A 14,281-nucleotide genomic window follows, 5' to 3' on the forward strand; every position below is an offset into this window, starting at 1 on the left:
CGCCCCGACCAGCACGACGACCTCGCCGACCGCTACGGCCAAAGCGTGGTCGAGCGCGCCACCGACGTCGGTAACTGAAACTACGCTCCACTCCGCTTTCTGAGGGCGATTTCGAACCTCCGATTTCGCTGATTACTGCTCGCGTAGCGTCCGATCCGTAGTGGCCGCTGATGGCTGTGGGAGGTTACGCGTCGTTCTCCGACGTAGCCACCGTGTTACTGAGAGTCCCGATCCCCTCGTAGGTGATTTCGATGCGGTCTCCCGGTTCGATCGTGCCCGGGTTCGCCGGGCTCCCGAACGCGATCGCGTCGCCGGGACGGAGGGTGAACCGTCGTGAGAGGTAGGCGACGATCTCGTGTGGATCGAACAGCATCAGTTCGGTGTTCGCCGCTTGCCGCTCCTCGCCGTTGATCGTTGTCGTCATGTCGATTCCGTGCGGGTCGATATCCGTCTCGACCCACGGGCCGAGCGGCCCGGACGTATCGAACGCCTTTCGGGCGGTCCGGCCCTGCTGGTCGAGCGCGTCGACGTCGTTCATAATGGTGTAGCCGTCGACCACGTCCGGAACGTCCCCGACAGCGATATCGTGACATTGCTCTCCGATGACGGCGACGAGCTCGCCCGCGTACGTCAACTCGTTCGTCCAGTCGGGATACCATATCGAATCGTCGTGGCCGACGAGCGAGGCCGGCGGTTTGATGAAGAAATCGGGCTCGTCCGGCCGCTCGTAATTCATCTGATCGAGCGTCTCGGCGAAGTTTCGGCCGACGCAGTACAGCGCCGACGGCGAACAGGGGTACGTGAGTTCCCCATCTTGGCCGACGACGTATTCGGCGTCCTGCGTGGTCACGACCCCCTCCTTGTACCGACCGCTGACGACGCCGCCCGGCGTCCGTAGTCGCGCTCGTCGCATACACGACGGCCGAGTGGGACCGTAATAAGCTCTCGTGAATCGGCGCTTCCAGCCACTCAGCAACGCCGTTCGGTCCTGTTGTCCGGTCGTGTGAGCTACTCCGCAGCTAGCTCGGCAAGCGCCGTCCCCAGCACCGCGGTTGCAGCCCCACAGTCGCTCCAGTCGGTCCACTCCAACGGACTGTGTGAGGCTCCGCCTCGGGAGGGAGCAAACAGCATTCCCGCATCCGTCACCTTTGCGATATGCATCGTGTCGTGGCCCGCGCCGGAGTGCATTTCGAGCGAGTCGACCTCCGATCGGGCTGCTGCATCCCGGATCGCGGCCGTGCAGCGGTCGGCCATGTCGATCGGCTCGATGTCGTACGGCCGCTCGAACGTCGTGACGACACCGCGTTCGTCTTCGAGGGCGGACAAGTACCCCTGGATGTGGCCGACGATCCGTTCCATCGACCCGTAGTCGATATCACGAACGTCGACGCCCAGATCGACGCGTCCCGGCACCACGTTGGTCGCGTTCGGTGCGATATCGAGTTTTCCCACTGTCCCGACGACGGTGTCGCCGTTCTCGGCAACGACGTCGTTCGTCTTGGCTTCGACCTCGAGCACGACCTCGCTGGCAGCCGCTAGCGCGTCTTTCCGATCGTGCATCGCGGTCGAACCGGAGTGATCGGCCTCGCCGACGATCTCGATCAGACACCGGATCGTCCCGGTGATCGAGGTGACGACGCCCACGGGCGTGTTCCCGTCTTCCAGTCGCTCGCTCTGCTCGACGTGAAGTTCGAGCCACGAATCCCACTCGCCCGCATCGATCCGTCCTTCTCCGCGGTATCCGGTGTCGATGAGTGCCTCCTCTAGGGTTACACCGTCGTCGTCTTCGAGTGCGAGCGCGTCTTCGACGGAGCGCTGGCCGCTCGCGACAGAGGACCCGAGGACGCCATCGGAGAACCGCACGCCCTCCTCTTCGGTGAAGCAGACGACCTCGATCGGTCGCCGGAGGTCGAGGTCGGCCGCTTGCAGCGCACGGACGGCTTCCAGCCCGCCGTAGACGCCCAACACGCCGTCGAAGATCCCGCCCTCCGGGACCGAATCGAGGTGACTGCCGGTCGCGACCGCCGGCGTGTCCCGGTCGACGCCCTCCGGCACCCATCGCCCGGCGATGTTTCCGACCGCGTCGATGCGAACGTCGAGTCCTGCCTGTTCCAGCTGCTCGACCAGATACGTGCGTGCCTCCTCGTTCGCCTTCGTCCCCGTGAGTGTCGTGCGACTGTTCCCCTCTTCGACTGTGAGTGCCCCGTACTCCGCGTTCTTCCGGATGTCGTTCCGTAGTCTTTCCTCGCTGACATTCGTGCGAATTCCCTCAGACATGGTTGCGATCTATGGGACAGTACACCACGACGTGGTTTGAAACTACCGATGCAGCCGATCCGTACTGGTGGCTCACTGCCTCGACCATCGTCCTGCAGTGATGGCTACGGTCGGTTCGCTCCGTAAAAATTCGATCGGTATCTCGCTCGTGGGTGACGGTTCGATCGCACGCCAACCGCGGACTCTCTGGCGTCCGTGGCCGCGTTAGACCTCTCTAATGGTGATTTTCTTCTGGCCGTCCTTGAGGGTCCCCTGCTCTAGCTCGACGAGTTCCTCGCGCGTCGCGTCGAGATTCGCGACGTGGTTGCCCGCCAGTTCTCCAGCAGGGCTTTTGAAACAGGTCGATCCACAGGGGACGAGGATCTCCTTCTCGTTGCGGTAGCCCGGGTAGAGCAGGATGTCGCCGCGCGAGGGGTACACCGTGTGGTTCTCGCGGGGGATCTCTGGCAGCTCGATCTCGTCGATGTTGACCCACGTCGCGTGGCCGCTCCAGCGGACGTGCATCAGATGCGATTCGTGCGGCAGGAAGTCCCGAAACGCCTCGACCGAACGCGGCGCTTCGTCTTCGAGCAGCTCGGCGGTAAACGTCCTCTCTTCTTCGATGTCGAACTCGAGTTGTCCCATACGCCGCACGAGACAGCTAAGCCGTATAATTGTTTTGATGTGCGGTTCGTTCGATCCACCGGAATGTCCGTCACCGGATCGCCGTCATCGACGGCCCGATCTCCCTACTGTGGAACGAGCCAATCACTCGGCCGAAACTGTTGGACCGATCGGCAACTTCCTTTTTCGCTGGATGTACCGGTGATTCTTACCCCAAATTATAATACAGGGGCCGGCAACCCATGAAACGCGATATCATGGAACAACAAGAGTCACGGAGTCACATAGTGTACGATATCGAGGAAAAGCCGCCGCTCGGGGAGGCGATCCCGCTCGGCCTCCAGCACGTGTTCGCGATGTTTCTCGGCAATATCGCGCCGGCGCTGATCATCGCCGGCGCAGTCGGGGTTTCGTCGGGGCAGACAACGTTCCTCGTCCAGATGGCGCTCGTCGTGGCGGGCGTCGCGACGCTCGTCCAGGCGTTCCCTCTCGGTCCGATCGGCGCGCGGTTGCCGATCATGATGGGGACGAGTTTCGCGTTCGTCGGAACGCTCGTAAGTATCGGCGGCCAGTTCGGGCTGGCGACGATCTTCGGTGCGTGTCTCGTCGGCGCGTTCGTCGAGATCCTGATCGGCTTCGGGTACGAGAAGATCGATCGGTTCTTTCCGCCGTTGGTGAGCGGTATCGTGGTGATGCTCATCGGGCTGACGCTCGTTCCGGTCGGGATGGACTACGCCGCCGGTGGTGCAGGGGCGGACAACTACGGTTCGTTGCTCAATCTCGGGCTCGCCGCACTCGTGTTCTTCGTCACGCTCGGGTTGAACCAGTTCTTCGAGGGGTTCGTCCGGATCGCGAGCGTGTTCATCGGCATCGTGGTCGGCTACGTCGTCGCCATCGTGATCGGCGTCGTGAACTTCACCCCGGTCGCGGAAGCCGGCTGGATCGCCGTACCAGTGCCGCTCCAGTTCGGGATCGCGTTCGAACCCAGCGCGATCCTCGCGGTCACGTTCCTCTACGTCATCACCGCCGTGGAGTCGATCGGGGATATCACTGGGACCGTCGCCGCGGTTAACCGATCACCGACGAAGGACGAAATTCGTGGTGGATTGCTCGCGGACGGAGTCATGAGCGCCATTGCAGCCGTCTTCAACGCCCTGCCGAACACCTCTTTCTCACAGAACGTCGGCGTGGTCAACTTCNCAGCCCGCTCAGAGATGTGTATAAGAGACAGATCTTCTCCAGCGGCGTCTCCCTCATCGCCAACGAGGCGGAGCTCACCCAACGAAATCTGACCATCCTGGCGGCCTCCATCGCGCTCGGACTGGCGGTCGAGTTCCGTCCGGAGGCGATTGCCGCCCTCCCCACCCTCGTCCAGTCCGTCGTGGGCTCCGGCATCACCATGGGGGGACTCAGCGCGCTCATCCTCAACGTTGTGCTCCCCGAAAGTGGCCGTGGCGTACCAGAAACCGAAGGCGGCACCGACACCAACGTACAGATCTCCGGGGAGGGTCCCGCCACGGACGAGGATTGACGTGGCGGGCCGATCAACGCTCCACCCATCCAGTCTGATTCCGTGACTCCGGCCGCTGCCGCTGTTGCCGTCGAACGTGAGCGCGTCAGAGCGGGATGTTGCCGTGGTCTTTCGGCCGCCTATCGGTCCGCTTGCGGGCGAGTACGCCGAGATCGCTCACGAGGCGCTCGCGTGTCTCGTGTGGTTCGATCACGCTGTCGACGTACCCGCGTTCGGCCGCCGAATAGGGATTGGCGAACTTTTCACGGTACTCGTCCATCAGCGTCTGGCGCATGGTCTCGGGATCGTCGGCGGCAGCGAGTTCGTCGCGATACAGCACGTTGACCGCACTGCGTGGTCCCATCACGGCAGTTTCCGCGCCGGGCCACGCGTAATTGGTGTCCGCACCGAGGAGCTTCGACCCCATCACGATGTACGCGCCGCCGTACGCCTTTCGGAGAATCACCGTCGACAGCGGCACGGTGGCCTCGGCGTAGGCGTAGATCAGTTTCGCGCCGTGACGGATGATCCCGCCGTGCTCCTGATCAGTACCGGGCATGAATCCCGGAACGTCCACGAGCGTCACGATCGGGATATTGAACGAATCGCAGTACCGAACGAACCGCGCGCCCTTCTGACTCGCCTCGATATCCAGGGTGCCCGCATTGACGCACGGCTGGTTCGCGACCACGCCGACCGGCCGGCCGTCCATCCGCGCGAACCCGGTCACGAGGTTCCGTACGTACGCCGAATGAATCTCGAAGAAGGACCCTTCGTCGACGATACCGTCGATGACTGCAGTTACGTCATAGGGCTTTCGGGGATCGTCAGGAACGATCTCACTGATTGTGGCGTCGCAGTCGGGAGGGTCCCGGGGGTCGGCCCGTGGCGGCTCCTCGACGTTGTTCTGCGGCAGATACGAGAGCAGCTGCCGGATGGCGTCGAGTGCGGCTCCCTCGGTCTCGTAGGACAGATGGGCGACGCCACTCTCGGTGGCGTGGGTTCTCGCCCCGCCGAGCTCTGCCATCGAGATCTCCTCGCCGGTGACTGTCTCGACCACGTCCGGCCCGGTGATCATCATGTGACTGGTCTCTTCGACCATCACTGTGAAATCCGTCAACGCGGGCGAGTACGTCGCGCCGCCAGCACATGGGCCCATGATCGCCGAAATCTGCGGAACGAGTCCGCTCGCCCGGACGTTCTGCCGGAAGATCTTCGCGAACCCTGCGAGCGAGTCGAGTCCCTCCTGAATCCGTGCGCCCGCCGAATCGTTCAGCCCGACGATCGGCGCACCGTTGTCGATCGCTTTGTCCATCACCGTACAGATCTTGTCGGCGACGGCCTCGCCAACCGACCCTCCCAGAACGGTGAAATCGTGGGCGAACACGAACACCGTGCGGCCGTCGACCTCGCCGTACCCCGTGACGACGCCGTCGCCTGGAACCCCGCGCTCGTCCATATCGAAGTTCGTCGAGCGGTGTTCGACGAACGTGCCGAGTTCGCGGAACGTGTCGTCGTCGAGGAAGTAATCGATCCGCTCGCGCGCAGTCAGCTTCCCCTTCTCGTGTTGGGCTGCGATACGCTCGGCACCGCCGCCACGTTTGGCTTCCGTCCGCCGGCGACGGAGTTCCTCGGTGGGTGACTCCTCGATGGCTAACTCCTCGATCGGCGACTCCTCGGTAGCGGCAACGAGCGCTGCTGCCTCGATCTCGGCGAGCCGGACGGCCGAAACCTCGATCCCCACACTACCCCTCCACGTTTCCGAATCTCTGCCGAATCGTTCTCGGTGTGTCCTCGCTGGCAAGTGCCACAGCAGTGCTGTAGCTGATCGGTGCTGGTGCAATCGAGAGCGCACACGTATGGTTTGTCAATGACATCCGTTTGGATTGTTTTCGTTCCAGAACCCGCCGCAAATGATTCGATCCGACACGTTGGGGGCCCGAACGGACCGATCAGCTGTCAGTGATCGCATCGAGGACCTCAGCGGCATGACCATCCGGGGAGACGTCCTCAAACGCAGCCTCGATTTCGCCACTCGGATCGACGAGGTAGGTGTTGCGGGACGCGGTCGTGTTCGTCGTTCCATCGTCGTCGCTCGTCTCGTAGCTTTCGTAGGCCGCTGCGACCTCCCCGTCGATATCGCTCAACAGCGGGAACGGGATGTCGTTCGTCTGTTTGAATTCGTGGATGTCCTCTACCGAGTCCGTCGAGATACCGAACACCTGCACGTCCTGATCCTCAAACGCCTGCCACGAGTCCCTGAAGCTCCTGGCTTCGATCCGGCAGCCCTCTGTCCCGGCTTTGGGGTAGAAGTACACGACGCGGTGCTGTCCCGCGAAGTCCGACAGCTTCACTGGCTCGCCGTTCTCGTCGGAGAGTTCGAAACTGGGGGCTTGTGTGCCTGGCTCCAACATATCTTGTCAGTGTATCATCTGGCATAAAATCGTTTCGCTCGCGCGACTCGCTCGAAATGGCGAAATCGCTCAGTCGTCGCCAGTTTCCTTCGCGACGGCCTCGCTGTCGGAGACGTTACCGACGGGGCTCTCCTGTGGGAGCATGAGATTGAGGACGAGCGCAGCGAGTCCGCCCATGACGACGCCCGAGCCGAACAGCGTCTGCACCATCTCGGGGAGGTTCTGCACCAGTTCGGGCCGGAAGGTGACGCCCAGCCCGAGTGAGACTGCGGCGGCGATGATGGTCGTGTTGCGCTGGGTGAGGACGACCTCGCGGTGGATGATGTTGAGACCGCTGGTGAAGATCTGCGCGAAGAGGATGAGCGTGCCGCCACCGAGGACGGGATCGGGAACCGTCGTGATCACCGCACCGACCTTCGGGATGAACCCACCGACGAGGAGGATGACACCGCCGATCCCGACGATGAACCGACTGGCGACGCCGGTGAAGCTGATCAGCCCGACGTTCTGCGCGAAGGCCGTGTTCGGGAACGCCCCGAAGATGGCCGCGATACCGCTCATGACCCCGTCGCCGAGTAGCCCGCCGCGGATCTGGCGGTTCGATGCGTTCCGTCCTGTCTCGGCGACGATCGCCGAGACGTTGCCGATGGTCTCCATGGCAACGATGAGGTAGACGGCCGCGACGGCGAGGATCGCGCCCGGATCGAACACGATGCCGAACTTCAGCGGGACGGGCACGGCGAACCAGCCCGCCTGTGCGATCGGCGAGAAATCGACGATTCCGAGAAACACCGCGACGACGTAGCCGAGGAAGATCCCGAAGAACACGCTCGCGATCCGAAGGATACCCCGGAAGAACTGGTTCAACGCGAGCGTTACGAGGAAGACGAGTGAGGCCACGCCGAGATTCATCAACGAGGCGTAGCCTGCCGCGCCCGGTCCGGCCGACGCGCCGGCCGCGTAGTCGATACCCGTCGGGATCAGCGTCAGCCCGATGAGCATCACGACGGTGCCGTTGACCACCGGTGGAAAGAGCGGCTTGAACCGCTCGTAGTTCGCCCCGATGAATATCTGGAGGACCGATCCGACGAGCGCAGCCCCGAATATTGCTGGCAGCCCCCCATCTTGGCCGACGAGAAGCAACGTACCGAGGAACGCGAAACTCGTCCCCATCATGATCGGCAGCCGAGCGCCGACGGGACCGACGGGATAGGCCTGCACCAGGCTCGCGACACCCGCTACGACGAGCGCCATCTGGACGAGGAACGTCGTCTGCCCGGTTGCGAGTCCGATCGTGGATGCGATGATCAGCGGAACGGCGATGTTCCCGAGCACCATCGCAAGCACGTGCTGGAAGGCAAGCGGGATCGCTTCCCCGAGCGGTGGCTTCTCCTCGATGTCATACACGACGCTCGACCGCCCACTCTCGTCTGTCTGTGCCATGTGACACCTGGACTTGGGTCCACCGTACAGTCACTTAACGATGCTGGTTTCAACAGTCACCGATCGACACGGTGATTGGTATCGATTCGATACCGACGGACGTTCCGTACCGTCTCCTTACGGTTCAGGCCCGGACGTTGTGCAGAAACGATTGGCCGTTCCGTTGTCAAATCCTGGCACGTAGACGAGCCCAATTTTGTCGCGTTGGTCGTTTCGTGCTCTTGCTCCGAACGATCGCAGACGGGCTCCTATGCCGCCGTGGTCGACCTCCCGCGGACAAAACACGGCAGTTCTAACGAACGTGCCGTGTCCAGGCGTACCCGATCAACTTCCTCGATACGTGGTGTAGCTGCCGGGTGACAGTAGCAAGGGGACGTGATAGTGCTCGCTGGCGTCGTCGATAACGAACCGCACCGGCACCGTCTCCAGGAATGTCGACTCAGACGAGCGCTGCCGATAGTACTCACCAACCTCGAACAGGAGCTGGTACGTTCCGGCTTCCATCTCCTCGGGAGTCAGCAGTGGCTCATTGAGGCGGCCGTCGTCGTTGGTTGTCCCGTCGGCGATCGTCTCGGCGTTGCCGTCGGCATCCAGCCGCTGGAGCGTCACCGTGACGCCTTCGGCGGGTCCCTCTTGGCTCGTGTCGAGCACGTGCGTCGTGAGCTCTGCGGCCATCGGTTTACTCCTCGTCGAGGTCGTCGCGGTTCATCGAGAACTGCTGGTAGCCCGTCGGGCGGGCGGGCTCGCGCAGCACTCTGACGTCCTCGTCGCCGTCGATCTCTTCGCGGACCGCGATCCAGGTCTGATTGTTGGCCTCGAAATTGACCGATTCGAGCTGCGGGAACCGTTCGAGCACGCGCAGACCGATCTGGTAGATGAGGTCCTGAATGGATCGCGAGTAGACTTCATCGAACATGACGTGGGCGATGTCGCGCACCTGTTCGGACGCGACGTAACGCTGTGGCTCCTCGCCGAGGCAGTCCTCCGGATCCTCGTAGTTCCAGAAGATGTCCATCGAGACGTACAGCGTGCGATCCTCGCGCTCGGGCAGGGTCGTGTGCTCGTCCTGAACGTAGTCGGTGAACGCACTGCCCTTCACCTTGACCAGCTGCAGGTCGGTGATACCGCTGTTCTGTTCTTCGATCTGCGGGCCATCGTCGCCGCGGGTAAGGTAGACCTCACCGAAACCGGACTCGTTGTCCGAAACGCGGAAGACGAGTTCGCTCGGCTCGAAGTCACCGTCGCCGGTGGGCACGTCGAGCTCGTCGAACGGGATCTGGTCGGCCGACATCTGGATGGCGTCGATCTGGGAGTACTGCTCCAAGAACCGACGCCCCGTGAAGTCGAGGAACCCCTCGACCGTCGCGCCGTCGTACTCGCCCAGCTGGTACTGAACGAAGTTCTTCATCGAGTCCGTCGCGACCAGATTGCTGTTGTCCGCCTCCTCGAAGTTCTTGAAGAACTCGTCGCCTTCGAGCCGAACGCGAACGTCCAGGCCGAGCAGCGTGTTATCCCGACCGTCGAACGAGGATTCCGGAATCGTCCGGACGTTCTCGAGCGGCGACGCGTAGGTTCGGTAGATACCGATCTTTTCCTTACCGTAGTTCATCAGCCGCTCACCCTCCTCTGGTTCGGGCGAACGGTGTTTATTGGTCGTCATACCCAACTGTGTGGTTGTCCCACCCACTACAAAAGCTTTTATACTCGGTTCATCATGAGGATTTAGGCGTTTCGACGGTCCGAGTACACACAACCCGACCGGTTCAACGACTGAAACCGTCTCTCGTACCTCGATCGACGTCCGTTATCCGAGTATGAGATTTCAAGAACACGAATGGGACAGTGCACCGGGAAACGGCGCGAGTATCTCCCTCCCGTTCGCAGATTCGATCGGAATCCCCGTCAAGAAGCGTCGAGACGTCTGTGTGTCTCAAGCGCGCAGCATATCGTCGAGTCGGAGTCGAGCGATCTCATGGACTTCGTTGAGAGCGGTGTGGAACTCCTCGGGTTTCGAGTGACCGACCCGTTCTTCCATCGCTTCTCTGATCGCGTTCGGTGATTCGTCCCGCACCGCCATGATGAACGGGAACCCGAACTTCTCCCGATACTCCTCGTTCAACCGTTGGAACGCCTCGTACTGGTTCGGGCTCAGCTGATCGAGCCCGGCGGAGGCTTGCTCCTCTTCCGACGCTTCGGTCATCTCGGTCTGTTCACCGAGATCGGGGTGTTCCCGCAGTAGTGCCGTCTTTTCGTCCCGCGACGCGTTCCGGACGGCGCTTTCCATCGCTCCGTGCAGGTCCTCGACCGAAGCGAACGGCCGTTCCGACTGGGCTTGCTCGGCAACCCACGGCGACGACTCGTACACGTCACCCAGAATTTCTACGAAGGTCCCGTCATCGGTCTGGTTTAACTCTTCGATCGTGAGTTCGCTCATCGCTTTTCGGTAGTGCGTCTATGCGTCACTTAAATCGTTCTCTTCGGTTGCGGGTTGTTCACTTGCTACCGATATGAAGATCGACTCTTCTCGACACGCTCGAAAAAGATGACGGAGATTGCTGGAAATATTCAATATTTGACAAATTCCCTTTGAGAACGTGGATATAAGTGAAGCTGACGCCCAGCGTTAGCTCCCAACCATTATACGTTGCTGAGTAGAATTGGCGATCGATGTCCGTGGACACAGTCATCTCGAACGGAACCATCGTGACGGGCGAGAGCACGTTCGGCGGTTCCATCGCGATCGACGATGGGACGATCGTCGGTATCGGTTCCGAGCACACGTTACCAAAGGCGTCCCGGACGATCGATGCGTCCGATCGTCTCGTGCTGCCGGGCGTCGTCGACCCGCACGTGCATATCGACGATCACGTTTCGCTCGATACGTACGAAACCGCTACCAGTGCCGCCGCACTCGGCGGGGTGACGACAGTCATCGATTTCGGCTGGCAAGCATACGTCGGCGAGGAGAGTGCGTGGGACGAGGAGGGCTCACTACAGGAGGGTGTCGAGCGCAAGCGCGAAACGGCCGAGAACCCGATGGTCGATTTCAGTCTGCACGGCGGGATTCTCCGCGAGGGATCGGACCTCTTCGACGAAATGGCTGATCTCGTCGATGCCGGCATCACCTCCTTCAAGATATACAGTACCTACGAGTTCGGTCTCTCGAACGGGTACATCCGGAAGGTATTCGAGAAGCTCCGAGACCTGGACGCCGTCGCGGTCGCCCACACCGAAGACGATAGCGTCTGTCGCTCTCTGACAGCTGAGTTCCGGGATGCGGGACACGATGATCCACAGCGGCTGCCCGAAGCACGACCGGACTACGCAGAGGCGATGGCTGCCGACGATGTCGCCCGACTCGCTCGGGAAATCGGTACGAAGTACTATGGTTTCCACACCTCCTCTCGAAAAGCGGCGGATGCACTCGCACGATACCAGCGCGATGGAAGCTGTATCCGTGGCGAGGCGTGCGTCCACCACACGACCCTCACGGACGAGATACATCGGGAGTTGGGGAACCTCGCAAAACTCACACCCCCACTCCGGACTGCTGACGACAACGATGCGCTGTTCGAACACCTGCGCGAAGGGGCCCTGAGCGTCGTCTCGACCGACCACGTCGCACAGACACGCGACCGCAAAGAAAACACTGAGTGGTGGGAGAACCCGTTCGGAGCGAACGGTTTGCAGCGGAGTCTGTCAGTGTTCCACGACGAGGCGGTAAACGAACGTGGCTTTTCGTATCCATTCCTGGTTCGGACGATGTGTACCAATCCGGCACGAACCTTCGGACTCTCGGAAAAAGGAACACTCGAACCCGGGACCGACGCCGATATCGTGGTCTTCGATCCCAACGACACCCACACGATCTCGGCGACGGACAACGCCTCGGTTGCCGACTACTCGATCTACGAGGGTCGTGAAGTAACCGGTCGTGTCGAAACGACATTAGTCCGTGGCGAGATCGTCGCCGACGACGGAGAGATCGTTGAGTCCGGTCACGGGACCTTCGTCCCGCGTGAGCGGCCGGATTGGAGCATCTGATGCCCGTAGTATCAACTCCCACAGGTACGATGATCTCACCGGAGCGGGACTGATTGCTGCTGAAGCGCTTGACCGAAACCTGCTGTTCCAACACGATGTCTGATGTTATAGCTTTCTCAGGTTCGGACTCGGATCTCAAAGACATCGATGCTTCGTATCCTGTCCAAGATATGAACAGCAGTTTCCGAGAAACGATCTTTCCAGAGGAAGAAATTCCGTTTCTTAGAACGATTGAGTCGTTTTGAACGGCCGTTTCATTCACAGTATCTTGCAGAATACTCTGGTTGATGTGCCGGTAGCGCTCGTCTTCACACGTCTACTGCCTATTGATCTCGAGGACATCGATGTTTAGTACACGCCACCAGCATGCTGGTGCAATGTGTGTTTCACTTCTGTTCGGTCATCGTCCCTTCGAACCTCTCTCGTCCGATCTGTTCGGTGTCGGAACGGTACGGTATGCTGCCTACCGGCAAGCTCGTCGGAATCAAGCGAACACGATTTCATCGGCGTAGCAGCGGTCCGTCTTGGCGTGCAGAACAATTCGCTCCACGACCGGATAGACCGTTGCGCCGATATACACTCTGGGGTCAGTATAGCGATCGTAACACCCTCGGTTGTCACTGCACCCGACTGTGCTGAGAAGTATCGTACTGTGTCTGATAGAAACAGGCGTTTCCTATACAAAGGAATGAGCCTTCACTTGATCGTACGTCACACTGAGATTGACGACATTTTGCCCGACGATCCCCCCGCTTAGACTCGATCCCTGACTTTCGTATCGTCGTCGCCAGCGTTCGTGGTCATTTCTATGGCTACGTGATCGAACTGTTGATCTCATGTAACGCTAATACGACCATTACTTGGTGGCCGGGTAGAGGAGATTCTCAGACGCCATTACATCGCAACTATTTCGATTGGGGATCAATACTCCAATGAATGATGGTTGTTGTGAGTGATGTCGACGGTCTACCAGCGCTTGGTGCTTGGCCGACTGTTGTTCTGGAGCTCCTGGATGTGGGATATCCGCATACGTCGGTCTGAGACACCTCCCTACCGATGGTTCGGTCGAAACAGCTGTGGTGGCCGCTCGAATCGGTGTGAGCGAGAGTGGACCGATCCAGCGCGTCTCTATAGGGTTGACGAGCACCTTGATGTGGTACTCGTCGTGTGCCTCGTAGACCGTGAAGTAGTTGCCAGTAGCCGCGACGGTGGCTTCGCTGCTAGCGTACTCTTCGGTGAGTGTGTCAGGTTCGCGTTTTCAACGCGCATCTCTCGTTTAACGCTCCCATCTTGGTCTATCACAACGACTTGCGATTCCGTCTTGTGTAAACCCACCCAAAATAGTCCCTAATGCAGCCTCTGGTGTGACTGCGCGAACCGGAACGTCACCCGGACTGGCTTGCTGTCCGGCTGCACAGCCGGATAGTGTTCTCTGGTTCCTTCGCCTATGAGATCCGTCAGTGCCCCACGCTTTGAGCGCAGTCTCGTTGACGGCCTTTACGACTCTCTCTCATATTTTACGTTCCAGGAACTGGAGCAGAGTCCTCATAGAGTCAGACCCTACAGATGAGCGTCCGAATCTACCGTCATGCGGTCATGTCGGAAGTGTAGTAACGCAGCTATCGTTGTTACGGACAAATGTAAAGCATGTGACTATCCAGGGTCAGACCGACAACCGAGGCTTTGAGTGTGTGCCAGCTGGCGTCGACAAGTAACACACGGGGTCCCGATCGGGATGCATAGTGACACCAGCAATACTGTTATCAAAATCGAGTGCGCCAGCATACTACTCAGTAGTAGTGAACACGTCACACTGTCTCATACGAAGAAACACTAGCATTATAATATGCTTTAGTTAACTATCATCGGAACTCTACTACATTTGGTATACTTTGAGACGATCAATGGCACGAATGGGGTCTCTTTGAATGAAAAACGTTAATTCATCATTGCTGAATTGTCTTCAGCATCGGGAACGGAAATGGTATTA

The 14,281-nt window shown here is 60.3% G+C and carries 10 protein-coding genes and 1 pseudogene; 2 read left to right on the top strand and 9 right to left on the bottom strand.

The window, feature by feature from the left end:
- Positions 1–184 precede the first annotated feature (184 nt).
- The 3 genes from C449_RS02670 to C449_RS02680 all read right to left on the bottom strand — a co-directional run bounded on the left by C449_RS02670 (position 185) and on the right by C449_RS02680 (position 2,901).
- On the bottom strand, positions 185–913 hold the full coding sequence (locus tag C449_RS02670; protein ID WP_006076366.1) for a fumarylacetoacetate hydrolase family protein: 729 nt from the start codon (positions 911–913) through the stop codon (positions 185–187).
- Positions 914–1,008: 95 nt separating this feature from the next.
- Positions 1,009–2,277 carry a Zn-dependent hydrolase gene (locus C449_RS02675; RefSeq protein WP_006076367.1) on the bottom strand — a complete coding sequence of 423 codons (1,269 nt, stop codon included), beginning with the start codon at positions 2,275–2,277 and terminating at the stop codon, positions 1,009–1,011.
- Positions 2,278–2,481: 204 nt separating this feature from the next.
- Complete coding sequence (locus C449_RS02680; RefSeq protein ID WP_006076368.1) at positions 2,482–2,901, bottom strand: DUF3830 family protein; 420 nt, start codon at positions 2,899–2,901, stop codon at positions 2,482–2,484.
- 221 nt (positions 2,902–3,122) lie between these two features.
- Here C449_RS02680 and C449_RS02685 point away from each other — a divergent pair.
- A pseudogene (locus C449_RS02685) lies at positions 3,123–4,411 on the top strand (uracil-xanthine permease family protein).
- An 85-nt stretch (positions 4,412–4,496) separates the two neighbouring features.
- Here C449_RS02685 and C449_RS02690 read toward each other — a convergent pair.
- From C449_RS02690 to uraD, 6 genes are all read right to left on the bottom strand, one after another.
- Positions 4,497–6,056: an acyl-CoA carboxylase subunit beta gene (locus C449_RS02690; RefSeq protein ID WP_049913855.1), complete on the bottom strand. Its 1,560-nt coding sequence runs from the start codon at positions 6,054–6,056 to the stop codon at positions 4,497–4,499.
- A 286-nt stretch (positions 6,057–6,342) separates the two neighbouring features.
- On the bottom strand, positions 6,343–6,804 hold the full coding sequence (locus C449_RS02695; protein WP_006076372.1) for a peroxiredoxin: 462 nt from the start codon (positions 6,802–6,804) through the stop codon (positions 6,343–6,345).
- Positions 6,805–6,873: 69 nt separating this feature from the next.
- Positions 6,874–8,247: a uracil-xanthine permease family protein gene (locus C449_RS02700; protein ID WP_006076373.1), complete on the bottom strand. Its 1,374-nt coding sequence runs from the start codon at positions 8,245–8,247 to the stop codon at positions 6,874–6,876.
- A 324-nt stretch (positions 8,248–8,571) separates the two neighbouring features.
- Positions 8,572–8,922, bottom strand: coding sequence for a hydroxyisourate hydrolase (gene uraH, locus C449_RS02705; RefSeq protein WP_006076374.1), 351 nt, complete (start codon positions 8,920–8,922; stop codon positions 8,572–8,574).
- 4 nt (positions 8,923–8,926) lie between these two features.
- Positions 8,927–9,907, bottom strand: a complete 981-nt coding sequence (gene pucL / locus C449_RS02710) for a factor-independent urate hydroxylase (RefSeq protein ID WP_049913845.1) — start codon at positions 9,905–9,907, stop codon at positions 8,927–8,929.
- Between the two features lie 270 nt (positions 9,908–10,177).
- Complete coding sequence (gene uraD, locus C449_RS02715) at positions 10,178–10,681, bottom strand: 2-oxo-4-hydroxy-4-carboxy-5-ureidoimidazoline decarboxylase (RefSeq protein ID WP_006076376.1); 504 nt, start codon at positions 10,679–10,681, stop codon at positions 10,178–10,180.
- A 233-nt stretch (positions 10,682–10,914) separates the two neighbouring features.
- Between uraD and C449_RS02720 the strand changes: the two genes are divergently transcribed.
- Positions 10,915–12,291 carry a dihydroorotase gene (locus tag C449_RS02720; protein ID WP_006076377.1) on the top strand — a complete coding sequence of 459 codons (1,377 nt, stop codon included), beginning with the start codon at positions 10,915–10,917 and terminating at the stop codon, positions 12,289–12,291.
- The last annotated feature ends 1,990 nt before the right edge of the window (positions 12,292–14,281 follow it).

Origin of the sequence: Halococcus saccharolyticus DSM 5350 (assembly GCF_000336915.1) — an archaeon.
In the GTDB taxonomy this organism is placed as follows: domain Archaea; phylum Halobacteriota; class Halobacteria; order Halobacteriales; family Halococcaceae; genus Halococcus; species Halococcus saccharolyticus.

Coding starts and splice junctions, on each gene's coding strand:
- C449_RS02700 (WP_006076373.1), bottom strand. CDS start 8,247: ATGGCACAGACAGACGAGAGTGGGCGGTCGAGCGTCGTGTATGACATC.
- C449_RS02680 (WP_006076368.1), bottom strand. CDS start 2,901: ATGGGACAACTCGAGTTCGACATCGAAGAAGAGAGGACGTTTACCGCC.
- C449_RS02695 (WP_006076372.1), bottom strand. CDS start 6,804: ATGTTGGAGCCAGGCACACAAGCCCCCAGTTTCGAACTCTCCGACGAG.
- C449_RS02675 (WP_006076367.1), bottom strand. CDS start 2,277: ATGTCTGAGGGAATTCGCACGAATGTCAGCGAGGAAAGACTACGGAAC.
- pucL (WP_049913845.1), bottom strand. CDS start 9,907: ATGACGACCAATAAACACCGTTCGCCCGAACCAGAGGAGGGTGAGCGG.
- uraD (WP_006076376.1), bottom strand. CDS start 10,681: ATGAGCGAACTCACGATCGAAGAGTTAAACCAGACCGATGACGGGACC.
- uraH (WP_006076374.1), bottom strand. CDS start 8,922: ATGGCCGCAGAGCTCACGACGCACGTGCTCGACACGAGCCAAGAGGGA.
- C449_RS02670 (WP_006076366.1), bottom strand. CDS start 913: ATGCGACGAGCGCGACTACGGACGCCGGGCGGCGTCGTCAGCGGTCGG.
- C449_RS02720 (WP_006076377.1), top strand. CDS start 10,915: ATGTCCGTGGACACAGTCATCTCGAACGGAACCATCGTGACGGGCGAG.